The 21,060-nt window shown below is 58.9% G+C and carries 27 protein-coding genes and 3 tRNA genes; 16 read left to right on the top strand and 14 right to left on the bottom strand.

Annotation, left to right across the window (positions count from 1 at the left end; genetic code table 11):
• Position 1 precedes the first annotated feature (1 nt).
• Positions 2-385: an MAPEG family protein gene (locus tag ACR0DJ_RS03570; protein ID WP_480683898.1), complete on the top strand. Its 384-nt coding sequence runs from the start codon at positions 2-4 to the stop codon at positions 383-385.
• Between the two features lie 15 nt (positions 386-400).
• Here ACR0DJ_RS03570 and ACR0DJ_RS03565 read toward each other — a convergent pair whose 3' ends face one another.
• On the bottom strand, positions 401-553 hold the full coding sequence (locus ACR0DJ_RS03565; RefSeq protein WP_480485285.1) for a hypothetical protein: 153 nt from the start codon (positions 551-553) through the stop codon (positions 401-403).
• 151 nt (positions 554-704) lie between these two features.
• Here ACR0DJ_RS03565 and ACR0DJ_RS03560 point away from each other — a divergent pair.
• The 3 genes from ACR0DJ_RS03560 to ACR0DJ_RS03550 all read left to right on the top strand — a co-directional run bounded on the left by ACR0DJ_RS03560 (position 705) and on the right by ACR0DJ_RS03550 (position 1,835).
• Positions 705-779, top strand: a tRNA-Gly gene (locus tag ACR0DJ_RS03560).
• Positions 780-812: 33 nt separating this feature from the next.
• Positions 813-887: transfer RNA gene (locus ACR0DJ_RS03555), tRNA-Gly, on the top strand.
• Positions 888-968: 81 nt separating this feature from the next.
• Positions 969-1,835 (top strand): GNAT family N-acetyltransferase, encoded by an 867-nt coding sequence (locus tag ACR0DJ_RS03550; RefSeq protein ID WP_480683896.1) that lies wholly within the window; start codon positions 969-971, stop codon positions 1,833-1,835.
• On the opposite strand, the gene ACR0DJ_RS03545 is transcribed toward ACR0DJ_RS03550, so the two are convergent.
• Positions 1,832-2,071, bottom strand: a complete 240-nt coding sequence (locus ACR0DJ_RS03545; RefSeq protein ID WP_050602861.1) for an Lrp/AsnC family transcriptional regulator — start codon at positions 2,069-2,071, stop codon at positions 1,832-1,834. The genes ACR0DJ_RS03550 and ACR0DJ_RS03545 overlap by 4 nt on opposite strands.
• 154 nt (positions 2,072-2,225) lie before the next feature.
• Here ACR0DJ_RS03545 and hisB point away from each other — a divergent pair, with 154 nt between their 5' ends.
• Positions 2,226-2,813 carry an imidazoleglycerol-phosphate dehydratase HisB gene (gene hisB / locus ACR0DJ_RS03540; protein WP_170343694.1) on the top strand — a complete coding sequence of 196 codons (588 nt, stop codon included), beginning with the start codon at positions 2,226-2,228 and terminating at the stop codon, positions 2,811-2,813.
• Entirely contained in the window at positions 2,814-3,452 is a 639-nt protein-coding gene (gene hisH / locus ACR0DJ_RS03535; RefSeq protein WP_170343693.1) for an imidazole glycerol phosphate synthase subunit HisH, read from the top strand.
• A 3-nt stretch (positions 3,453-3,455) separates the two neighbouring features.
• Here the strand turns inward: hisH and ACR0DJ_RS03530 are convergent, their stop codons facing one another.
• Complete coding sequence (locus ACR0DJ_RS03530) at positions 3,456-3,857, bottom strand: DUF2147 domain-containing protein (RefSeq protein ID WP_170343692.1); 402 nt, start codon at positions 3,855-3,857, stop codon at positions 3,456-3,458.
• 134 nt (positions 3,858-3,991) lie between these two features.
• On the opposite strand from ACR0DJ_RS03530, the gene hisA reads away from it, so the two are divergent.
• Positions 3,992-4,714, top strand: a complete 723-nt coding sequence (gene hisA / locus ACR0DJ_RS03525) for a 1-(5-phosphoribosyl)-5-[(5-phosphoribosylamino)methylideneamino]imidazole-4-carboxamide isomerase (protein WP_480683895.1) — start codon at positions 3,992-3,994, stop codon at positions 4,712-4,714.
• Positions 4,715-4,718: 4 nt separating this feature from the next.
• On the top strand, positions 4,719-5,198 hold the full coding sequence (locus ACR0DJ_RS03520; RefSeq protein ID WP_480683894.1) for a DUF2867 domain-containing protein: 480 nt from the start codon (positions 4,719-4,721) through the stop codon (positions 5,196-5,198).
• Here ACR0DJ_RS03520 and ACR0DJ_RS03515 read toward each other — a convergent pair.
• A complete protein-coding gene (locus ACR0DJ_RS03515; protein WP_425078614.1) occupies positions 5,195-5,641 on the bottom strand; it encodes a DUF302 domain-containing protein in 447 nt (148 codons plus the stop codon). The two genes, ACR0DJ_RS03520 and ACR0DJ_RS03515, sit on opposite strands and share 4 nt — an antisense overlap.
• Before the next feature lie 400 nt (positions 5,642-6,041).
• On the opposite strand from ACR0DJ_RS03515, the gene ACR0DJ_RS03510 reads away from it, so the two are divergent.
• The 4 genes from ACR0DJ_RS03510 to ACR0DJ_RS03495 all read left to right on the top strand — a co-directional run bounded on the left by ACR0DJ_RS03510 (position 6,042) and on the right by ACR0DJ_RS03495 (position 9,920).
• Positions 6,042-8,090 carry a fused MFS/spermidine synthase gene (locus ACR0DJ_RS03510; RefSeq protein ID WP_480683893.1) on the top strand — a complete coding sequence of 683 codons (2,049 nt, stop codon included), beginning with the start codon at positions 6,042-6,044 and terminating at the stop codon, positions 8,088-8,090.
• Positions 8,091-8,202: 112 nt separating this feature from the next.
• A complete protein-coding gene (gene hisF / locus ACR0DJ_RS03505; RefSeq protein WP_117872606.1) occupies positions 8,203-8,964 on the top strand; it encodes an imidazole glycerol phosphate synthase subunit HisF in 762 nt (253 codons plus the stop codon).
• A complete protein-coding gene (locus tag ACR0DJ_RS03500) occupies positions 8,961-9,278 on the top strand; it encodes a phosphoribosyl-ATP diphosphatase (RefSeq protein WP_170343689.1) in 318 nt (105 codons plus the stop codon). The genes hisF and ACR0DJ_RS03500 overlap by 4 nt, the downstream gene beginning before the upstream one ends.
• A 69-nt stretch (positions 9,279-9,347) precedes the next feature.
• Complete coding sequence (locus ACR0DJ_RS03495) at positions 9,348-9,920, top strand: hypothetical protein (protein ID WP_480683892.1); 573 nt, start codon at positions 9,348-9,350, stop codon at positions 9,918-9,920.
• Here the strand turns inward: ACR0DJ_RS03495 and ACR0DJ_RS03490 are convergent.
• The 4 genes from ACR0DJ_RS03490 to rlmB form a co-directional block, all read right to left on the bottom strand.
• Entirely contained in the window at positions 9,917-10,387 is a 471-nt protein-coding gene (locus tag ACR0DJ_RS03490; RefSeq protein WP_480683890.1) for a CoA-binding protein, read from the bottom strand. The two genes, ACR0DJ_RS03495 and ACR0DJ_RS03490, sit on opposite strands and share 4 nt — an antisense overlap.
• A 196-nt stretch (positions 10,388-10,583) precedes the next feature.
• A complete protein-coding gene (locus tag ACR0DJ_RS03485; RefSeq protein WP_170343686.1) occupies positions 10,584-11,042 on the bottom strand; it encodes a YHS domain-containing (seleno)protein in 459 nt (152 codons plus the stop codon).
• Between the two features lie 97 nt (positions 11,043-11,139).
• Positions 11,140-11,421, bottom strand: a complete 282-nt coding sequence (locus ACR0DJ_RS03480; RefSeq protein ID WP_480684751.1) for a hypothetical protein — start codon at positions 11,419-11,421, stop codon at positions 11,140-11,142.
• Positions 11,422-11,438: 17 nt separating this feature from the next.
• Complete coding sequence (gene rlmB / locus ACR0DJ_RS03475; RefSeq protein ID WP_425078619.1) at positions 11,439-12,209, bottom strand: 23S rRNA (guanosine(2251)-2'-O)-methyltransferase RlmB; 771 nt, start codon at positions 12,207-12,209, stop codon at positions 11,439-11,441.
• A 116-nt stretch (positions 12,210-12,325) separates the two neighbouring features.
• Between rlmB and ACR0DJ_RS03470 the strand changes: the two genes are divergently transcribed.
• Together ACR0DJ_RS03470 and ACR0DJ_RS03465 are read left to right on the top strand one after the other, a co-directional pair.
• Positions 12,326-12,409 (top strand) — tRNA-Tyr (locus ACR0DJ_RS03470).
• 151 nt (positions 12,410-12,560) lie between these two features.
• Positions 12,561-13,235, top strand: a complete 675-nt coding sequence (locus ACR0DJ_RS03465; protein ID WP_480683888.1) for a VPLPA-CTERM sorting domain-containing protein — start codon at positions 12,561-12,563, stop codon at positions 13,233-13,235.
• 79 nt (positions 13,236-13,314) lie between these two features.
• Here the strand turns inward: ACR0DJ_RS03465 and ACR0DJ_RS03460 are convergent, their stop codons facing one another.
• The 5 genes from ACR0DJ_RS03460 to ACR0DJ_RS03440 form a co-directional block, all read right to left on the bottom strand.
• Entirely contained in the window at positions 13,315-13,836 is a 522-nt protein-coding gene (locus tag ACR0DJ_RS03460; protein WP_171616026.1) for a DUF2478 domain-containing protein, read from the bottom strand.
• 70 nt (positions 13,837-13,906) lie between these two features.
• Positions 13,907-14,572, bottom strand: a complete 666-nt coding sequence (locus tag ACR0DJ_RS03455; RefSeq protein WP_425078622.1) for an NnrU family protein — start codon at positions 14,570-14,572, stop codon at positions 13,907-13,909.
• A 104-nt stretch (positions 14,573-14,676) separates the two neighbouring features.
• A complete protein-coding gene (locus ACR0DJ_RS03450) occupies positions 14,677-16,743 on the bottom strand; it encodes an ABC transporter permease (RefSeq protein ID WP_480683887.1) in 2,067 nt (688 codons plus the stop codon).
• The gene (locus ACR0DJ_RS03445) at positions 16,740-17,789 is read right to left on the bottom strand and encodes a quaternary amine ABC transporter ATP-binding protein (protein ID WP_257599107.1); all 1,050 of its coding nucleotides are present in this window, start codon (positions 17,787-17,789) and stop codon (positions 16,740-16,742) included. Before ACR0DJ_RS03445 ends, ACR0DJ_RS03450 begins: the two co-directional genes overlap by 4 nt.
• Positions 17,790-17,799: 10 nt before the next feature.
• The gene (locus ACR0DJ_RS03440; protein WP_425078624.1) at positions 17,800-18,750 is read right to left on the bottom strand and encodes an ABC transporter substrate-binding protein; all 951 of its coding nucleotides are present in this window, start codon (positions 18,748-18,750) and stop codon (positions 17,800-17,802) included.
• A gap of 419 nt (positions 18,751-19,169) precedes the next feature.
• Here ACR0DJ_RS03440 and ACR0DJ_RS03435 point away from each other — a divergent pair, with 419 nt between their 5' ends.
• Entirely contained in the window at positions 19,170-19,832 is a 663-nt protein-coding gene (locus tag ACR0DJ_RS03435) for a DNA-3-methyladenine glycosylase I (RefSeq protein ID WP_480683886.1), read from the top strand.
• Positions 19,833-19,874: 42 nt separating this feature from the next.
• Positions 19,875-20,567, top strand: coding sequence for a hypothetical protein (locus ACR0DJ_RS03430; RefSeq protein WP_480683885.1), 693 nt, complete (start codon positions 19,875-19,877; stop codon positions 20,565-20,567).
• Here ACR0DJ_RS03430 and ACR0DJ_RS03425 read toward each other — a convergent pair.
• The gene (locus ACR0DJ_RS03425) at positions 20,564-20,971 is read right to left on the bottom strand and encodes a c-type cytochrome (RefSeq protein WP_425078626.1); all 408 of its coding nucleotides are present in this window, start codon (positions 20,969-20,971) and stop codon (positions 20,564-20,566) included. The two genes, ACR0DJ_RS03430 and ACR0DJ_RS03425, sit on opposite strands and share 4 nt — an antisense overlap.
• Between the last annotated feature and the right edge of the window lie 89 nt (positions 20,972-21,060).

The following is a 21,060-nucleotide window of genomic DNA, read 5'->3' as shown; positions in this document are numbered from 1 at the left end:
CATGCTTGCTATCACCCCGATCTATGCGGCCCTGATCGCTATTCTTTACGTTGCACTCAGCGTCAAAGTGATCCTTCAGCGCCGCAGCGACAAAATCTCGGTCGGGGATGGGGGCAGCAAATTGATGATCAAGGCGATACGGACACATTCAAATTGCGCCGAATACGCCCCAATCGCCCTATTGTTGATCGCCATGGTGGAATTGCAGGGCGCCGGAGGTTTGCTTTTGCATGGACTGGGCTTGATGTTGCTGGCCGGGCGTCTGCTGCACGCGTACGGATTCGGGCGCACGCCCCAGATCGTCATCCTGCGGCAGGCTGGCATGAGCCTGACGTTCCTGGCCATTCTGGTTGCGGCCATCGCCAACCTGATTCTGGCGCTGTAGGACAGCTGGCGGGTGCTATCCCGTCAGTTCCGTCGTCATCACATGGGGCGCTTTCAACAAAACGGGCGTGATCCGATTGTGTTCGTGATCGTCCGATTCCGGCATCACGGCGACCAGCAAGATCATCGCGGCCAGCGCCATTATCTTCATGTCAGCAACGGATATCATGAAAGCCCCTCTGCCTGTGTCCTTTTTTGATCCGTGTTTGAGATTGAACGGGCCGGATGCCGGGTTCCGTCGAAATACTTTTTTCTCATTTTTGTGTTTTTCCGCTTGCAGCCCCGCGTGGGAATTTATAAATCCCTCCTCACTCAACGGCGCGGGCGTAGCTCAGGGGTAGAGCATAACCTTGCCAAGGTTAGGGTCGGGCGTTCGAATCGCCTCGCCCGCTCCATTGAGAGGTCTTCGGACCACATATGTATCTGATGCGGGCGTAGCTCAGGGGTAGAGCATAACCTTGCCAAGGTTAGGGTCGGGCGTTCGAATCGCCTCGCCCGCTCCAGATACAGAACTCTCCATACATGCTGGTTCTTCACAAGACATTGCGTCATTCTGGTTGCATCGCCCAACGCAGGATTCACCCATGTCTGATTACGTCATCCGCCCACTCACCGTTGACGAGGTGCAAAAGGCCGTCGATTGGGCCGGGCGCGAAGGGTGGAACCCGGGGTATCACGATGCTCGTTGCTTCCACGGCACGGATCCCCGCGGGTTTCTCGGCGGGTTCCTGGATGGCGAGATGATCGCTTCCATTTCGGTCGTTCAGTATGATGACGCCTTTGCGTTCCTTGGGTTCTACATCGTCCGGCCCGAGTTTCGCGGATCGGGCCACGGGCTGAAAATCTGGCGGCACGCCTTGGAAAACTGCAATGCGGACAACACCGGTCTGGATGGTGTCGTCGAGCAGCAGGATAACTATCGCAAGTCCGGTTTTACCTTTGCCTATAACAACTACCGCTTTGGCGGGACAAAACGCGGGATTCTGGCCGCGCTCGGGGCGCAACCGGCTGCGCGGGTTGAGGAGTTGCACAGCCTCTCGGACGATCTAGCCGCCTATGACCGGCAGATGTTCCCTGCCCCGCGCAACATCTTCCTGCGCGATTGGCTGAGCGCGCCCAGCCACGCCTCGCGCGTGATTGCCGAGAATGGCGTAATCCGGGGCTATGCGACCCTGCGGCCCTGTCAAAGCGGATACAAGATCGGGCCGTTGTTTGCGGACGACGCCGAGATTGCGCAAGCCCTGTTGGCCTCGGTATTGGAAGCCATCCCCGACGATCACGCCACGCATGACGTGTTCATCGACATGCCGCGGCCCAACGCCGCCGCCTTTGCGCTGGCGGATGCGCTGGGTCTTGAGAAGGTGTTTGAAACGGCCCGGATGTATTCCGACCACACGCCGGATATCGATCTGGACCGTGTCTTTGGCGTCACCACATTCGAACTGGGTTAAAACGCCTTGAACGTCATTGTGGTCAGCGAGCGTTCGATATTGGGAATCACCAGCAGGTGTTCGTTGATGAAATGGCCCACATCCTCGGTTTCGGGGATATAGAGCTTGAGCAGCAGGTCATATTCACCGCTGGTGGAATACAGTTCGGAGTGGATTTCGCGCAGGGCGATTTCCTCGGCGACCTTGTAGGTGGTGCCGGGCTTGCAGCGGATCTGGATGAAAACGCAGGTGGACATGGTTTGACCCTATCGGTTCGTGTTGTTGGCAAGCTGACACGGGGCCAAGCCGGGTGCAATCCCCTGCAACAGTTTGCAGCGATCGCAACGCATGGTCTGGAAAACCACGACCATCCCCGTCTATAAGCGCGCCTGTAGCAAAAGGAATTCGCCCATGCGCAGCGCAAAGATCAGCCGCCAGACTGCCGAAACGGAAATCTCGGTAGAGATCAATCTGGATGGCGCCGGTACATATGACAACCAGACCGGAGTTGGCTTCTTTGATCACATGCTGGATCAACTGGCGCGCCATTCCCTGATAGACATGACGATCCGCGCCAAGGGCGATTACCACATTGATGATCACCACACGGTCGAAGATACCGGCATCGCGCTGGGGCAGGCTTTGACGCAGGCCCTGGGCGACAAGAAAGGTATCCGGCGGTACGGAGAATGCCACCTGCCCATGGATGACGCTCAGGTGCGCTGTGCGCTGGACCTGTCGGGCCGCCCCTATCTGATCTGGAATGTGGACCTGCCGACGCAGAAGATCGGTGCATTCGACACAGAACTTGTGCGCGAGTTCTTTCAGGCGCTCAGCACCCATGGAGGCATCACGCTGCATATCGACCAGTTGCACGGTTTCAACAGCCACCACATCGCCGAGGCCGCATTCAAGGCCGTCGCGCGCGCGCTGCGTGACGCCGTCGAAACCGATCCGCGCAAGGCAGACGCGATTCCGTCGACCAAAGGCGCGTTGTAAATGCTGACCGCCATTATCGACTACGAAAGCGGCAACCTGCACTCGGCGGAAAAAGCGTTTCAGCGCATGGCGCAGGAGGTCGGCGCGGGCGAGGTTGTCGTCACCTCGGACGCGGATGTTGTGGCACGTGCGGATCGCTTGGTTCTGCCCGGCGACGGGGCGTTTCCGGCATGCGCTGCCGAATTGCGTGGTCACAAGGGTATCTATGACGCGATGGTCGAGGCGGTCGAACAGAAAGGCCGCCCGTTTCTGGGCATCTGTGTGGGCATGCAGTTGATGGCAACCAAGGGCCATGAATACAGCGAAACGGATGGTCTGGACTGGATTGCCGGCGATGTCGTCAGAATCGAGCCGTCAGACACATCGCTGAAAGTGCCGCATATGGGCTGGAACGATCTTGTTCTGGACAGCGATCACCCGGTGTTCAACGGGGTGAAATCCGGCGATCACACCTATTTCGTGCATTCTTACCACTTCCGGGTATCCGACCCGGCACAGCGATTGGCTTATGTGGATTACGGGCAGGAGGTCACGGCCGTCATTGGCCGCGACACGATGGTTGGAATGCAGTTTCACCCCGAGAAAAGTCAGGACGTTGGCCTGCGCATGCTGGGAAACTTCCTGACCTGGAAACCCTGAACCCTACTGAACACGCGTCCAGGTTTGTCCGCGGCAGATCAGACCGCCCGCCACACACCCTTTGACGGTCAGTTTGTTCTGGCCGTCCAGCGACATTTTCGAGTTGTATGTCTTGTCCCGGTCCGGTGCCCAGATCTTGCCGCTGTCATAGCTTCCGCCACCCTCGGGCACCATGTCCCAGATGATCTGCTTGCCAAGGTTTTCATATTCCAGCTGCTCGTTGCCATCCGCATCAAACGCGCTGTCGATGGTTCCGCAGATCGCACTGCCGCATGCGGAAATCGTCACGTGCAGATAGCCGCCGGTATCACCCGGTGCGGTCTTCCACAGACCGTCGACGGGATCCGCAGCCATTGCGCTGGTCGCAAGAAGCATCAAACCCGCTGCAAAAGTAAATCTCTTCATGATTGTCTCCCTGTTTTGCGAGCAGTCTGACCCGGCAACCAGCTGCGGGCAAGAATGACCCAGCGTCGCGTTGCATCCCCTGCCCCGCCTGTGCGATATCCCGCGCGTGCAACACAGATATAGGGCCGCCCGACATGATCCTCTACCCCGCCATCGACCTCAAAGACGGCAATGCCGTGCGCCTGCTGCGTGGTGAAATGGACAAAGCCACCGTGTTCAACGAAGACCCCGCCGCGCAGGCGCGCGCTTTTGTCGAGGCCGGGTGCGAGTGGCTGCATCTGGTCGATCTGAACGGCGCCTTTGCAGGTGAGCCGGTCAACGCCGCCCCGGTCGAAGCGATTCTGAAAGCCTGCGACGTGCCCGCGCAATTGGGCGGCGGCATCCGCGACATGGCGACCATCGAAACCTGGATCGAAAAGGGTCTGGCGCGGGTTATTCTGGGCACGGTCGCGGTCGAGAACCCCGATCTGGTGCGCGAAGCGGCCAAAGCCTTTCCCGGCAAGGTCGCCGTGGGCATCGACGCGCGCAACGGTCTGGTTGCCACCAAGGGTTGGGCCGAAGAAACCAATGTTCAGGTAACCGATCTGGCCCGCAGCTTCGAAGACGCGGGCGTGGCCGCGATCATCTACACCGACATCAACCGGGACGGCGCGATGCAGGGCCCCAATGTCGAGGCCACCGCAGAGCTTGCCAAAGCGGTTGATATTCCGGTCATCGCATCTGGCGGCGTGTCCTCGATCGCCGATCTGATCGCCCTGCGCGATTGTGGCGCAGCCCTGAACGGTGCCATTTCCGGACGTGCGCTTTATGATGGGGCGATTGATCTGAAAGAGGCTCTGACGACGCTCAGAGAATAGTTCAATGTTCCATTCGCCGGTAAAGCGTTCCGATCTGTCCGCGCAAAGCCTGCTGCACGAACGGTACAAAACCGGCGACTTTCTGGACTGCTTCAGCGTCGAATCCAATCTTCCACCGCGCCGGGCCGCGGAAATCATCACCGCGTTCCCCGGATGGGCGATGGCGTTGCTTCGGCTGCGCGGTCTGCTGGTAACACCCTTTGACCTCAGTACGACCGGCCCGGATGCTGACGACAAGCTGGGTATTTTCCCGGTTGAACATGATGACAGGACCGAGGTGATCGCAGGTTTCAACGATCGCCACCTGGATTTCCGGGTTTCCGTCCTGTCGGAAAACGGTCGCATCTCGCTGGCCACGTGGGTCCGTCGCCATAACCTTGGCGGGCACCTGTACCTTGCAGCGATCCTGCCGTTTCACATCCTGATCGCGCGAAACGCGCTTGCGCGTGTGAAAAGCGCAAGCGCAGATCCAAAACGGTCTTAACCCGCGGCGGCAGCGGTCAACTTGGCGAGCGCACCGCGCATCTTCTCGATGACTGGTGACTTTTCGACGTCATCCAACTCGTCCATCGTTTCCTTGGGGTCTTCATAGGCCAACCAGACCTGACCGTTCTCATCCTCGTACGCCTGCACTTTGAGCGGCAGGAACAATCCTGCACGCGGATCGATCTGCATGGCCGGCGTGCCCAGCGCAGGATTGCCGAAAATCAGCACTTGATTGGCCGGGATGGGCGTACCGACCTTTTCCGCCCCGGCCGCGTGGTCGATGCGGGCGAAGACGGTGGCCCCTGCGTTGCCAACCGCCGCTTCCAGCGCATCCAGCGCTTCGGCTACGGATTTGTTCGTTTGAACTTTGATGATGTCGTCAGCCATGGCGGCCAAAGCCCCTCCGAGCGAAAGAATTGAAGCAAGTATCAAGCTACGCATATCGGTTTTCCTTCTGTAATATTCACCCCAATTCTCACAGGTTTTGGAATTCTGACAATCACAAGTCTGGCATCAGCAAAGCCTTGCCTGAATTGGAGATGCTCATTTTACCCTTGTTTTTGCGAACAATCCGACCAGAAGCCAAACATTTTACTGCGTTGAGCCATAAATCGGGCGGAATCCCCGCTTAATTCCTTCGTCAAACACAACAACCCGGGTGGTACACGTGAGTATTTCCAACCTAGAAGTTCCCAACACGTCCAGATTCAGATCAGCAACCATTGCGATCTTCTGCGCGGCGATTTTCACGAGCGCGAGTCTGCTTTTCTTTGTCCAGCCGCTTTTTGCCAAGCTGGTTCTTCCCAAGATCGGCGGTGCGCCGGCGGTCTGGACGACCGCAATGCTGTTTTTTCAAGTGGTGCTGATACTCGGGTATGTTTATGCGCATTTGTTGACCAAGTTTCTGCCCTTGCGCTGGCAGATCATCACCCATTTTGCATTCTGGGTCGCAGCGCTGACTTTCCTGCCGCTGTCCACCAACGAAAGCTGGAGCTATGACGCCTCGACCTCGACCGCGCTGCAAACGCTTGGCCTGTTCGCCGTAGGTGTGGGTGTACCTTTTGCGGTATTGTCGGCAAATGCGCCCCTGTTGCAGGCCTGGTACGCCAAGTCGGGCGGGCCTTCGGCAGATGATCCGTATTTCCTTTACAGCGCCAGTAATGTCGGATCCTTGTTGGCGTTGTTGGCCTTCCCCTTGGTTGCAGACCCATTTTTTGGCGCCGCTGAGATCAGCCGCGTTTGGCTGATCGGCTTCGTGCTGTTCGGGGCGCTCTTGCTGGGCAGTGGCATGATCGCCCTGCGGGGATCACGTCACACAGAGTCCTCGGTGCAAACAGCACTCAAGGCCAGTTTCCCCACCCTGCGGCAAATGGCTATCTGGGTGTTCGTCGCCTTCATCCCCTCTTCCTTGATGCTGTCCTTCACAACGCGGGTCAGCACGGACCTTGGTGCTCTCCCGCTGATCTGGGTCGTTCCGCTGGCGGTCTACATCCTGTCCTTCATCATTGCCTTCGCCAAATGGAAACACCTGACGCTTGACGCCTTGAACCTGCCCATGCTGGCGGCGCTGGCGGCGGGTGTCGTACTGGTGTCCAAAGTGGTCAGCGAACATGACGCGCCGGTGGTTATCCTGCTCTATGTCCCGGTGTTGTTCGTCATCGCTCTTTTTGCACACCGCCTGCTTTACGACATGCGTCCGTCAGCCGAGCAGTTGACCGTGTTCTACATCGCCCTTTCCGTGGGCGGAGCGATTGGCGGTCTGTTCAACTCGATCGTTGCGCCAATTGCCTTCACACGTGAGTTGGAGGCGCCAATCACCATGATCCTGGCCGGAGGATTGTTCCTTGTCCGCGCGCCGGGATTTGCCCTTCGCCACGTCATCATGGGCATTGCGGCAAGTGTTTTCATCCTCGTCATCGCGGGTGCAACACGGGGCGTCGCGGCCCTGAGTGCGGACATCCCGCGCGCAGGCGCCCTGTTCGTGCTGATATTTGCGGTGCTGTACCTGTTCCGGGCACAGGCCATGCGTATCCCGGTGGTTCTTGCCGTCGTTCTGCTGCCTGCATTTGCAGTAAAGAACAATCCGGTGTTCGAAGATCGCAGCTTTTTCGGCGTGCATTCGGTGTATTCAAGTGAGGGCTACCGCGTCTACAAGAACGGCACCACGGTGCATGGCTGGCAACGCGAGTCCGAATATGGCACTCGGCCCACACCGCTGTCCTATTATCACCCCGAAGGACCAATGGCGCAGGTCATCACGTCGGACTTCGGCAAACAATCCAGCAGCATCGGAATTGTCGGTCTGGGAACAGGGGCGCTGGCCTGTTACCGGCAGCCTTCGCAAAACTGGGACTTCTTCGAGATCGACGCGACCGTTGACCAGATCGCACGCGACCCTTCGCTGTTCACCTATCTGTCGGAATGCACACCCGATTCCGAAACCCATCTGGGTGATGCCCGGATCGTTCTTAAGCAAAAGCCATTTGCCTTCGATATCCTGGTCTTGGATGCTTACAGCTCGGACGCGATTCCGCTTCACCTGATCACACGCGAGGCGGTAGAGATGTACACGAGCCGCCTGACAGACGATGGGGTTCTGGTGTTCCACATCACGAACCGGTTCTACGATCTGGTCCAGCCTTTGGCCCGAATTGCCGACAGTTTGAACCTGACAGCTGCGCATCAAAGGCTGGCCGTGGGCGAAGAGCAGGTTGAAACCGGAGCCGCCACCAGCAGCGTGGTGATCCTGAGCCCGGACAAATCCCGAATTGAGAGTTTTGTGCAGGACGGAAACTGGCAAGTCGTTGAAACCGACGGTGCGCAGCCCTGGACCGATGACAAGGCAAACTTGCTCTCGGCGCTGAAACTGCTGAAGAACCAGGATCACTGAAGCTGGACACCCGGGCTGCCCATGGCCGGTGCGATCCGGGCCATGGGCGTCAAAACGTCTGTGGCATCAGCGGCGCTTTGTCGGTAAAGGTCCGGCAAAGAAGGACGATCAGATGCTGAAGACCCGGATCATTCCCTGCCTTGATGTTGCCGATGGCCGCGTGGTCAAAGGCGTGAATTTCGTCGGTCTGCGCGATGCCGGCGATCCCGTGGAATCGGCCAAGGCGTATGACGCCGCAGGCGCGGACGAGATCTGTTTTCTGGACATCCACGCCACCCACGAAAACCGCGGCACCATGTTCGACGTGGTACAGCGCACGGCCGAGCAGTGCTTTGTACCTCTGACAGTCGGCGGCGGCGTTCGGACCAAAGATGATGTACGCGCCCTGTTGCTGGCCGGGGCAGACAAGGTCAGCTTCAACTCGGCTGCCGTTGCCAATCCCGACGTAATCGCGGAATCGGCAGATCAATTCGGCAGCCAATGCATCGTCTGCGCGATCGACGCCAAGACGGTCAGTCCCGGCAAGTGGGAGATTTTCACCCATGGCGGACGCAAGCCCACGGGCATTGACGCGGTAGAATTCGCAAAAACCGTTGTCGCCAAAGGCGCCGGAGAAATCCTGCTGACCTCGATGGATCGCGACGGCACCAAGGCTGGTTTCAACCTGCCCCTGACCCGTGCAATTTCCGATGCTGTGGACGTGCCCGTGATCGCAAGCGGCGGTGTCGGCAATCTGGACCATCTTGTCGAAGGCGTCACCGAAGGCGGCGCGAGTGCGGTGCTTGCTGCCTCGATCTTCCATTTCGGCGAATACACGATCCGCGAAGCCAAAGAACATATGGCCGCCGCTGGCATTCCGATGAGGCTGACATGAGTATTCTACACGACCTTGCTGCCACGATCGAGGCACGTAAAGGGGCGGATCCGGATTCAAGCTGGACAGCCAAGCTGCTTGCAAAGGGTCCCGAGAAATGCGCCGAGAAATTTGGTGAAGAAGCCATCGAAGCCATCATCGAAGCCACGAAGGGCGATCAGGCCAAGCTGACCGCCGAAGCCGCAGACGTGCTGTACCACCTGCTGGTCATGCTGGCTGCGCGAGACGTGGCGCTGGAAGATGTCCTGGCCGAGCTTGCGCGCCGTCAGGGCATCAGCGGAATTGCCGAAAAAGCCGCCCGCCCCAAAGGGTAAGGGCCGGGTTCCGCGCCGTTACAATGGCCGCTATACTCGGGCGTCAGACTGACAGGCCGAGGGCGCGACATGATCCGAGTTTTGATGCTTGTGGCAACGCTTGCCATCGTTGCGGCATGTGCGGCGCCTCCCCCCTCGACCGGGGATGAGGTACAACGCCTGACAGACGAAATTCAGCGGCTTGGCCCGGATATCGATCCTGAAGAGGCCCGCCGGGCGGCGCAAGTCGCCTATTCCTATACCGCGCAGCTGGTGGACGAATACCAGATCACCGATCCGCCGCTGATCCACAATGCAAAGGTCAACAAGGGATTGCGCCCGCGTGGTCTGTGCTGGCATTGGGCCGAGGATATCGAGCGTCGCCTGAAACAGGAAAACTTCCAGACGCTGGAATTGCACCGCGCCATCGCCAACGCCGACAATCCACTGAGGATCGACCACAGCACCGCGATTATCAGTCGCAAGGGAGAGTCGTTGTATGAGGGCGTCGTGCTGGACCCCTGGCGCTATGGCGGGGTGTTGTTCTGGACACCACTTGTCGAGGATACCCGTTATGAGTGGGTGCCACGTGACGTCGTGCTGGAAAAACGACGTCAGGAACAGGTGGCCCGCCTGAAACCATATCAGCCAGCAACGCCCTAAAGCTTGGACGAGATGATCCCGGTGGAAAACCCGCCCATGCGCAGCTCGCCAAACAGGCGCTGATATTCGATCTTCGGACAGCGGTTCATCACCACGTCAACACCGCGGGCCTCGGCCTTGGCTGCCGCATCGGGGTGTTCAACCCCGATCTGCATCCAGATCGTGCCGAGCGTCGGGAATGCATCCAACGCTTCGTCCACAATGGGCGGCACGGATTCGGACCGCCGGAAGATGTCTACCATGTCCACGGGTTCGGATATTTCCGAAAGGCTGCCTCGTACCGTCTGGCCAAACAGGTCTTTCCCGCCATGGCCCGGATTGACCGGGATCACGTTGAACCCTTTCAACGAAAGGTAGCGGGCGACGTAATAGCTGGGTCGCACCGGGTTCATGGACACCCCGACAACGGCAACGGTCTTGGTGCGTTGCAGAATGGTTCTCAGGTGCTGATCGGAATAGTCTGGCATGCCCTATCCTTAGCAGGGTTCCAAAAAGAAAAAAGCGCCCAAGAAGTCTTGGGCGCCAGTTGTTGGAACGAGGGACAGTGAAATGACCCGCGGCAGTTCCATTCCGCGGTCACTGTGACATTTAGGCATATATTTGGGAAAAAAAAGAGGGGCGGCGCATTTTTGTGATGACTCTTCACGATTACCTGATTCCCGCTCATTCCTGATAGAGGAGTGCCGGCCAGTTTTGTTCAGCCATCTCAATGTATTCTGCCTGATCCCGCTGCCAGACTTCTTCGATTTCGATCGAGTGCGTCAGGTACAGACGACCATCCACAACTTTCCAGGCCTTGGGGTCTGCACTCTTCAGAACGCCCATCGCCATCGCATATGAACAATACCCGCCGAACTGCGGCGCGAAAGCACGGGGGTTGCTTTCGAAAAGTTCGCGGTTCTCCTGCGAGGTGAAATGCCACCGCGCTCCTTTCCACATCACGGAATTCTCGGGCATGCCCATGATGGGCGAAGAACTGTCGAAAAAGGACACGGCATCATACCCGGCCAACGCCACCCCTTCGGTGGTGTAGTACACGGGCCTTTCCTGCGCATACGTGGCAGGCGCCAGAAAAAAAGCGCACAGCGCGCCAAGTGTGGAACGTCGGGTCAGCATTGTCATGTCAGAATCTGAATTCACTGGGGTATGAAGATGCAATTTTTTGCTGCATGCGGAACCCCTGTTGACGTGGATGTGAACGATCTTCACCCAAATTCGTTCAATCAAAGATATCTTCGATCACATCCCAGGCTTCATCGAATACGCGCGAGAACATGCTCTTTTTCTTCTTTTTTCGCTTGGCCTTCCGCGGAGGGGTGTGAGAAACCGCAGATCGCACCGTTTTGGAAGGCGCGGCCTTCCGCTTGGGCAGCATCTTCAGATCATGCAGAGGTGCGCCACAACTGGAACAGCTCAGCTCGTGCCGCTCCTTGCCCCTCAGGACCAACGCTGCCCGGGTCCCGCAATAGCAGCAGGTCGCGATTTTTGATGGACCGGGAATAGCGCTCTCCTTTTTTGTCAGGGCCGGGATGCATATAGGGCGATTGCCGCCGCATTTGAGACATTCAGCGATCCGAATCCCCCGGCTGCGTCAATTTTCACCAATTGATCTACGGTTTCCTTCGTCTTTTGGCGCAATCCCGGGCCTTCCGCCCCAAGAACAAGTGCGACGGGGCGGTCCCGACCGTCGCTCAGCGCGCCTTCGATCGTCACGTCTGCTTCTCCGTCCAGCCCAAGGACCAGAAATCCCATATTCTGTAGTTCAACAATTGTGTCGGCAAGGTTGCGCATCCGCAGGTAAGGTTGACGCTCCAGCGCGCCGCTGGCGGTTTTTGCCAGTGCCCCGGTCTCGGGCGCGGAATGGTGGCGCGTGCCAATCACGGCACTGGCACCCAGAACCTCGGCCGAGCGCAGAATCGCGCCGACATTGTGCGGGTCCGTGACGCGGTCCAGAAGAATGACGCGCGGGTTTTCCCGACCGATGCAGTTTTCGGCCAGACCGCCCCAGTCCAGTGGTTTCACCTCCAGCGCGGCCCCCTGGTGCACCGAGCCTGCATCAATGGGCGCTGTAAACTTGCGCGGATCAGCCATCTCGGGCTCGATACCAGAGAATTCAATCGCTTCCGCCAGTTTATCCCGCGCATTGCGCGTTACGATCAGGCGCAGTTTCTGCCGATTGGGGTTCATCAAAGCGTCGCGAACCGCATGCAGACCGAACAGCCAAACGGTTTCAGCAGCCGCGGCCTTGCGCGCCTGTTCCTTTTCAACGACCCATCTGGGTTTCTTCATTTTTCAGGCCTCCGGGCCAAGAGTTCGGTTTCCTGCGCCAAAGCGAAATTTTCCTGTTGACGCTCCTTTGGTGCGCTAGTAATCACGCCTCCACGTCAGGTGCAACGCCTGACAGTGGGCGACAGGCCGCAAGGTGTGGCAGGGGACTGTAACTCCCTCGCGGAGACGCACGCCTGGTTCGATTCCAGGGTCGCCCACCATCTTTCCAGCAGGTTTCAAAGATGGTCAGAATGCATTGCCCGCGCGTGCTTATGTGCATGCTTATGCGCAATGACGGCTGCAAAGACTCGTAAAAGTTGCGAAACCGGGCATCGCCCGCTAGTCTGAACACGTTTTTGCGAGGGACTTGTTATGAGACTGCTTTTGGCGGCGCTTGCCGTTTGTGTCGCGGGCGCAGCGAATGCGCTGACTATTACATTTGACAACAACTTTCCGAATGATCCTCAAAGCGGGCTGACAACGTTTCAAGGAACCAGCCAGGGTTTCACTTTTGACTATGCCCCTGTCTACAACTTTGGAAATCAGATCAACTTCCACGACGACAACGGTGTGCTGTCAACGGTGGTGCAGGCCGTAAACGGGACGAGATTTACGGCACAATCCGTGGATCTGTCTGGTTTGTCGCGTGTGTTCAAGACCGGTCGCGGCCCTGCACCCGCGCTTGGAACGCAGGCTTACAACCAGTGGCTCAAGGCGGGTACTGCGACAGTCCCGACCCTGACATTTTCGGGGCTTCTGAACGGTGCCACAGTTGCGACGCAGACGTTCGGACCTTCGGCTTTGAGCACTTTTGGTTTTTCCAGTGGGTTCACCGCCATTGATCAACTGTTGATCACGCTGAACGTCCCCAACGCGGTCAAATTCCCCTTTGGCCTTGGATCCAATACCGTTTGGTGCGACCAATGGTGTGGCGAATTCAATGTGGACAACTTGCAGGTTGCACCGGTCCCCTTGCCCGCAAGCGGGCTGCTTTTGATCGGGGCCGTTCTGGGCCTGTTCGGGTACCGCAGGCTTAAGACAACCTAGTTGCACCCAACATGAAAAAAAGGCGGCGCTGATAGTTGATCAGCGCCGTTTTTTGTCTCTCAAACAAATTTGGAAGGTTCTACTCCGCCGCCGGGCGCAGTCCCGAGACCTTGTTGAACCACGCCTCGATTGCATCCAGATCCGCCGGGAGGGCTTCCGCGGAACCATCCGCGAAGGTCTGGAATTTCTCTTCGTTCAAACCGTTCACGCCGACCAGAACCGGGATGTCCATCGCCAGCGCTTCGCCGATCACGGGGCGGAACCCTCGACCGTCGGATTCATGCTTGCCGAACTTGTTGATGATCAGCAGCTGTGGCGCATCCTCAAGCGAGGCAGTCACATATCCCACCGCCTGTTCCAGCGCTGCGGGGTCCAGACGGCAGCCGCGTGACTGGGTGCCCAGCGACTGCGAAATGCGGATGGTTTCACCGTCGGGCAGCACGCGCAAGTCCATATCGCATTTGCTGCTGTCGGCACATTCCGTGTTCGTTTGCACGACACCGGCCAGTTTCGCGCCGGACGCCAGCAGACGTTCCGCAACGGCGCTCAGCAGGCGGTCTGTCGCGCCGCGATCGGTGGTGGTGACATAGGCCAGATGCATCTTGGACCTCTTGTAATTCGTTTGTGACGTTTCAAATAGCACGCAAGGCACCGCCCGGCCACTCCCTCGTTCACGGAAGCGGGGACAGGCCAATCACAGGAGCGTGCAGGTGAAGCAGAACCGCATAGGCGGCAAGCGCGGCCAGCCACACCCCGGGACGTGGCCAGGGGCGCGGTGCGCGCAGTGAAAACCGCGCCGTGTTGCGGGACAAGCGGACCCATTCAAAGCCCATTTCCCGCGACTTGCGGCGGTCGACAAGGGCCATGCCCATGGCCGCGAAACCGGCAAACAGGCCGAACAGAATCACATGTGACAGGCTGCCATTGGCCAGCAGATGTGCCACCGCCCACAGCATCAGCGCGGCAAGGATCGGGTGTCGGGTGGTGCGCAGGATACCGGGCCGCTCTGGGTCAAAGGGCCGATTGCCCAGCCCTCCGAAAGAGAAAGGGTTCTGAATGATCAGCCCCGCGACAGCCAGCCAGCAGACCACCGGCATGATCAGAACCGGCGCCCAGCGCAAAACCGCGAATGGCGGGATGACCTCGACATAAGGGGCGTTTGCAGCGGCCATGATCAACCACGCCAGGACGGCCAGCGACAGAACCGAATAAGCGGTGAAATACCCCCGGCGTCCGAGTGTATCGATCAGCCGTCCGCGTATGGCGGGCCGAACGGGAATCGCGTGGCTGAGAAGGAAGGTGATGAGTGCTGCAAGGAATAGGACCCAACCGGTCATGGTGATCTCCGCGTTATTGGGATCGGTCTAGATCAGGATTGCGGTGGTATCCTTGTCCGAAATCAAGTCAAGCACAGGGGCGGGGGCACCGCCCCTGTGCTGTGTTACAACCCAAGCGCCGCGCGGCGTTCTTCGGCAAACCCCTGCACGATCCTGTCGGCAATCAGCGCCAGAATCGCCATCGCGGCCCCGGCCGAAATGCCAAGGCCCACATCCGCCTGACCCAGCGCCAGATAGATCGACTGGCCCAGACCGGTGGTGCCGATCAGGGCGGCGATCACCAGCATCGCAAAGGCATAGAGGATGGTCTGGTTCAGTCCCAGCAGGATCGTGGGCGCGGCATAAGGCGCGCGCACGTCGCGCATGATCTGCCACTCGGTCGCACCGCTTGAAATCGCGGCCTCCATCATCTCGTCCGGCGTGTTGACCAGCCCGTGCCGCGTGTAGCGGATCATAGGCACGATCGCATAGGCACAGATCGCCAGAAAGGCCGAGAACTCGCCGATCTGGAACACCATGAGGACCGGGATCAGGAACACGAACAGAGGGATTGTCTGCAACATGTCGCAGATCGGACGGACCACTTTCCAGACCGGTTCCCAGACCGCGCTGGCAAGGCCGATCAGGCCGCCGACCACGGCACAGGAAAACACCGCCGCACCGCTGAGGTAGAGCGACAAGAGCGCCCTCTCCCACAGGCCCGAAACGAGGATGGTGCAAAGCAGCCCCACGCACAGCGCCGCCAGACGCCAGCCCCCCGCGATCCAGCCCAGAGCAGCGGCGCCGGTCAGGACAAAGGGCCACGGCAGGTTGGCAATGCCGGTTTCCAGCATCCCGATCAGGATCAGCACGATCAGACCTCCTGTCAGCCGGCCACGCCACGCCATCAGCAGTGCAATTACGGCACCAGCGGCGAACAGACCAAAGCTCATGCCCGGCGTCCACTGGAAACCCCAGGTAAAGGGCAGAACAGCCTGATCCAGACCGATCCGCAAAGGCAGCAGCACATAGAACAGTGAATTGTTCTTGAGCGCATCCAACCACGGGCCATTGGCCTGAGTGAACGCGGTCAGGCCGCTGTCCACGGCCTCGGCCATCGGGTCCAGCAAGGTAAGTTCGGATGGGTTCGGCAGCCAGGCCCAGAAGGCGGCAGTGAAGACCACGGCGAAACCCAACATCGCCCAGACAACCCGGCTGTCATAACGTTTGCGCTCGGTCGCCAGGGTGCCGCTCATGCGATCTATGACGACGGCAAAGACCACGATGACCAAACCCGCCATCAGAGATTCCCCGAACTGCGCCTTGCGCATGGTCAGCAGGACCTCCCAGCCGATGTCGTTGAACCCACCGATGACGGCGGCGATGATCACCATCGACAGCGCCGCCATCAGGCACTGGTTCACGCCCACCATGATCTGCGTCGCAGCCGCCGGGATTTCCACCTGGAACAGTTGCTGAAACCGGGTGCCACCAGACATGATGGCGGCCTCTTTGATCTCGGGTTCGACCCGCTCCAACCCCAGCATCACATTGCGCGCCATGGGCGGCGCTGCATAGATGGCCGAGGCGATCAGACCGACGACGGGGCCAAAGCCAAAGAGCAACAACAGGGGCGTGAGATATGCGAAGGTCGGCACGGTCTGCATCACATCCAGAACGGCCTGAACGAAGGATTTCACCCGCGGCACCTCATTGGCGAGGATGCCGATGCCACCACCCAATATCAACGCCACCGGAACGGATACCGCGACCAAGGCCAGCGTGTTCATGCTCTCAGCCCAGTAGCCTGACGCCAACACAAAGCTGAGGCCCAGAAAGCCCAGCGCCGCCATGGGCAAGCCGCCCAGATACCAGCCCAGCGCGGTCACGATCCCGATCAGGATGGGCCATGGCGTGTTGCCAAGCACGAAATTCGCCCAGTTCATCGGATAGGTCATCATATCCGAGAACAACCGCATCGCTGGTTTGATCAGGTTCAGAAACCAGTCCAGAAACGCGCCTACCCACTGGGTTGCGGGCAATTCCCACGCGGCGGGCCATTTGACCAGCCATGGGGCGATGCCCTCCAGAGCAAGGCAGACCGCGCCGACGATAACCGTGATCAGGGCGGCCTTGGCACCGGCCGTCAACTGCGCGCTGCGTTGCGTCGGAAAGTCAGTCAAGGCGGTCATGTTTCATCCACCTGAAGTGCGGCAGCCAGATCAGACGGGTGCACCGTGCCGACGACATTGCCATCGGCATCCCGCACCGGCACGGGTTCATACAACTCCATGCAATGGGCCAGGGCTGCGTCCAGTGTCATCGACGTGGTCAGGCCGGGATCATCCGGGCCACATTCTGCCTCGCTCCGCATGACCGAGGCGACTTTGGCATGCTGGCCCTTGGCGACATCCTTGGAAAACTCGCGCACATAGTCATCAACGGGTCGCAGGACGATATCCGTGGGCGTGCCGATCTGTACGATCTTGCCGTCCCGCATGATGGCGATGCGGTCAGCAAGCTTCAGCGCTTCCTGAATATCGTGTGTGATGAAGACGATGGACTTCTTCAGGGTCGCCTGTATGCGCAGGAATTCGTCCTGCAACTGGCGACGGATCAGTGGATCAAGCGCAGAAAACGGCTCGTCCAGAAACCAGATATCGGGGTTCACGGCCAAAGATCGCGCAATCCCCACGCGCTGACGCTGACCACCTGACAGTTGCCGGGGGAAGCTGTCTTCGCGCCCTTCCAGGCCGACCAGCGAGATCACTTCCTGCGCGCGGTCCAGCCGTTCCTTTTTGCCTACGCCCTGCACCCGCAGAGGATATGCGACGTTTTCAGCAACGGTCATGTGGGGGAACAGGCCGAAATGCTGGAACACCATGCCCAGTTTTTTTCGGCGCAGCTCGGTCAGGGCCTTTTTCGAGGCGCCTATGACATTCTCGCCGTCCACCCGAATTTCACCGCCGGTGCCGGGCAACAGTTGCGAGATACAGCGGATCAGAGTGGATTTACCCGAGCCCGACAGGCCCATGATGACGAACAACTCGCCTTCCTTGACCTCGAAATTGGCGTCCTGAACGGCGGGGATATACCCGCTTTCCCGCAGGTCGGCGGCGGCTTTTTCGGCGTCGTTCCCTGACCGAGACAGCGCGTCGGTCAGGGCTTTGTCAGCGCCGGGGCCAAAGACCTGCCAGAGATTCCGGCAGGCGATGGCTGGCATGTTCGCGTCAGTCACTTACATGCGCTCACTGGATTGCTGCGTCTACGACCGGACGCCACTTGCCTTCGTTCTCGGCCATCCAGACGGCGACGACTTCTTCGACCTTTCCGCCGTCAACATCGATCGCGCCCATCATCGGCTGCTGGTCTTCGACCGCAAGTTGATAGTTGGACAGGATTTCATAGGCGGCGGGCCATTTCTCTTCCATACCGCTCCAGCCGGCTTTGAAGATGCGCGATGGCGAAAAGTCGCAATCGTTCACCGCGTTCGGGTTCGGACCCCACGCCGGATCGTTAAAGCATGCCTCTTCACCTGCGGGCAGTTCAACGAACTGCACGTCATAGGCAGACATCGCCCAGTGCGGCTGCCAGAATGTGATCAACAGTGGCGACTTGCGCTCGGTCGAAGCCCGAAGTTCGGCGATCAATGCGCCTTCGGATCCGGCGGGAACAGCCTTGAACGGCAGCTCAAGGCCGGCCATGCGATCCGCGCCAGGTGTGCCCCAGTCGGCCGGATAATCGACCAGACGGCCACCGGGCAGAGTTTCCGCCGTGGCAAAGACCTGTGCGCAGTCTTTCAGCGCTTCCCACGCAGGCAAGCCAGGGCACAGATCAGCGACATGCGCCGGGTATGCGATACCTTCCTTGGCATCCAGGCCAAGATCGCCGATTTCGACAACAGTGCCTTCCTCGATCTTCTTGGCATATTCATCCGACACGTTGGACGACCAGATTTCCAGCGTCGCGTCGATGTCTCCATCGGCCAGAGCCTGAAACTGGTTCATCATGCCGGCGGTCACATACTCCACTTTGTAACCGGCTGCCTTGAGCATCTCACCCGCCACATGCGTGGTCACGTGCTGACCAGTCCATTCGTTGATCGCCAGTTTGATCGGCTCGTCCACGGCGCCCATGTCCGCCGCATGCGCCGCACCGGCAACGGTCAGGGCCATAAGGCTTACACTCAGTTTTTTCATGGATTTTCTCCCTGTCTTATTTGTTTTGCCCACCCCGGCGAGGTTTTTCCCGCCGGTATCTTTGTCTGATGACAATACCATGTCGCAACATGCACAAATTCAGTCGGAAAAGGAAAGTGATCAGTTTGTAACGGCGCGGTTTTCTTTCCGCCAAACCGTTGATGTTTCCCCGCAGACGCCGCAAAGGCCCCTGCCCGACCCGTCATTATCCCTAGCCCCGGGCCCGGAATGTTGACTGACGAGTCAATCACAAACCGTTTTAAGCCCGTTTGTCGAGGATTTCTTTGACAGTTCACAGTTTTTTCTTGTTCGGGCCGAGTTTCAATTCCGGTCGGGTGAGTTTCAAACACTCAAAATTCTCATTGCAAAAGGAAGGCAAAACAAAACACTCTTCACATGACAGCTTTGAGGTTGGGTCTATGCGTTCATTTGAAGAGATCTTTGATATTGCCGCCTCTCGCCACGGTGGGGTCGAAGCCTTTGAAGCACAGCTGACCAAGCCCAAAAGCCACGAAGAACTGGCGGCGATGCCCGAGGACCGGTGGCTATCGATCATCACGAAATGCGTCTTTCAGGCCGGTTTCAACTGGAAGGTCATCGAAAACAAATGGGATGGATTCGAGGCCGCCTTTGACGGTTTCGATGTGGGCCGGTGTGCGTTCATGGATGATGAAAAGTTCGATTCCCTGCTGCAAGACACACGCATTGTCCGCAATGGAACCAAGATCGCAGCAGTGCGGGACAACGCGGCGTTCCTTTTGGAACTGCGCGACGAAGGCGGCGCAGGCCAGGTTCTGGGGGGCTGGCCCTCGGATGACTATGTCAGCCTTCTTGCCATGCTGGCCAAACGCGGATCCCGTCTTGGCGGGGCTTCGGCGCAATATGCGATGCGCTTTGCGGGGCGCGACAGTTTCATTCTGTCTCGGGACGTGACCGCCCGTCTGATCGCCGAAGGCGTGATCGACAAGCCCGCCACGTCGAAAAAAGCCATGGCGGCGGTGCAACGGGCCTTCAATTCCTGGATGGATCAATCCGGCCGGTCTTTGACGGAAATCAGCCGGGTTCTGGCCATGAGCCTGTGAAAACGGTTTGCGGATTGCAGGCGGCGGACTAGGATTCACCTCATGGTTCTGCGCGTATTCCTGTGTGCTCTTTTGTTGCTGCCCTCCTGCGGTCGTCAATTGACAAAGCAAGAGCGTGATTTTGCGGATGCCATTCAGGGCGAAACCCTGAACCTTGACAGCGTGCGATTGGTCCAAGGTGCGCCGGTTGCCAATGTGACGTATTTCCGCGAGGAGCGCCCACGTCTGGCCTGCCGCGAGCGTATCCTTCCTCCGGTGGAACCCGGGTTGGTGACAGGCAAGCCAGCAGCCGTGGCCCTGTTCAACAAGGTCTACTTTGCGCGCGACTGGTATCTGGAAGACTACATGTCCGATTTCCCGGATCAGATGAACCTGGTGGCCGCGATGCTGCTGGCCCATGAACTGACGCATGTCTGGCAGTGGCAGAATCGCCGGACCACCGGTTACCACCCGTTGCGAGCAGCGGCGGAACATGGTGGGCGCAGCGACCCGTATCTTTTTGACCTCGAAACCTCGCCGGACTTCCTGTCCTACGGGTTTGAACAGCAGGGCGCCATCGTCGAGGAATACGTTTGCTGCCGTGCGCTGGACCCTCAGGCCACCCGAACCAAACGGCTGCACACGATGCTGGGCGCGCATTTTGACCTGTCCCCGCTTCCGCAAAAAGGGCGAGAGCGCGCAATCCTGCTTCCGTGGAGCGAGGCCGAGATCGACGGGATTTGCAGCGGAACCTAGTTCTGCTGAAGGGTCTCCAGATAGGCCACCAGATCCACGATGGGCTGGCTCGTCAGAATTGGCTGCCCCTGCGGCGTTTTCATGGATGTGTCCTGCCCGTCAAAGTAAGGACCATAAACCGGCATCGGGCTACCATGGCTGACCAATGGGTCCCGACCATCAATGCGGGCGACAACGCGGGCAGTCGGGAACACGCCTTCCTCGTTGGACAAAGCGGTCAGATCGCTTGGTTGAACCACCAGCACGGCCGCCATCGGACCCTGCCCCATTGCATCGATCCCATGGCAGGTCGCGCAATGGTGCATATAAAGTTCTTCTCCGGTCTTCGCGTCCTGAGCCCAGGCGGCCTGCGAGGCAGCAGCCGAAACCCCAAGAACCAGCACACTGATTGTTGCCTTGAACATCGTATCCTCCTGCCTGGATTGGCATTTGCAGGGTTGCCCGATGGCCGTCATGGCGCAATGATCCAGATCAACGAAAAAGGTACAGAGGG

It is taken from the genome of Ruegeria sp. BF10 (genome assembly GCF_056538725.1).
The sequence above is the reverse complement of the archived record's forward strand: the minus strand, read 5'-3'. Positions and strand labels throughout refer to the sequence as shown.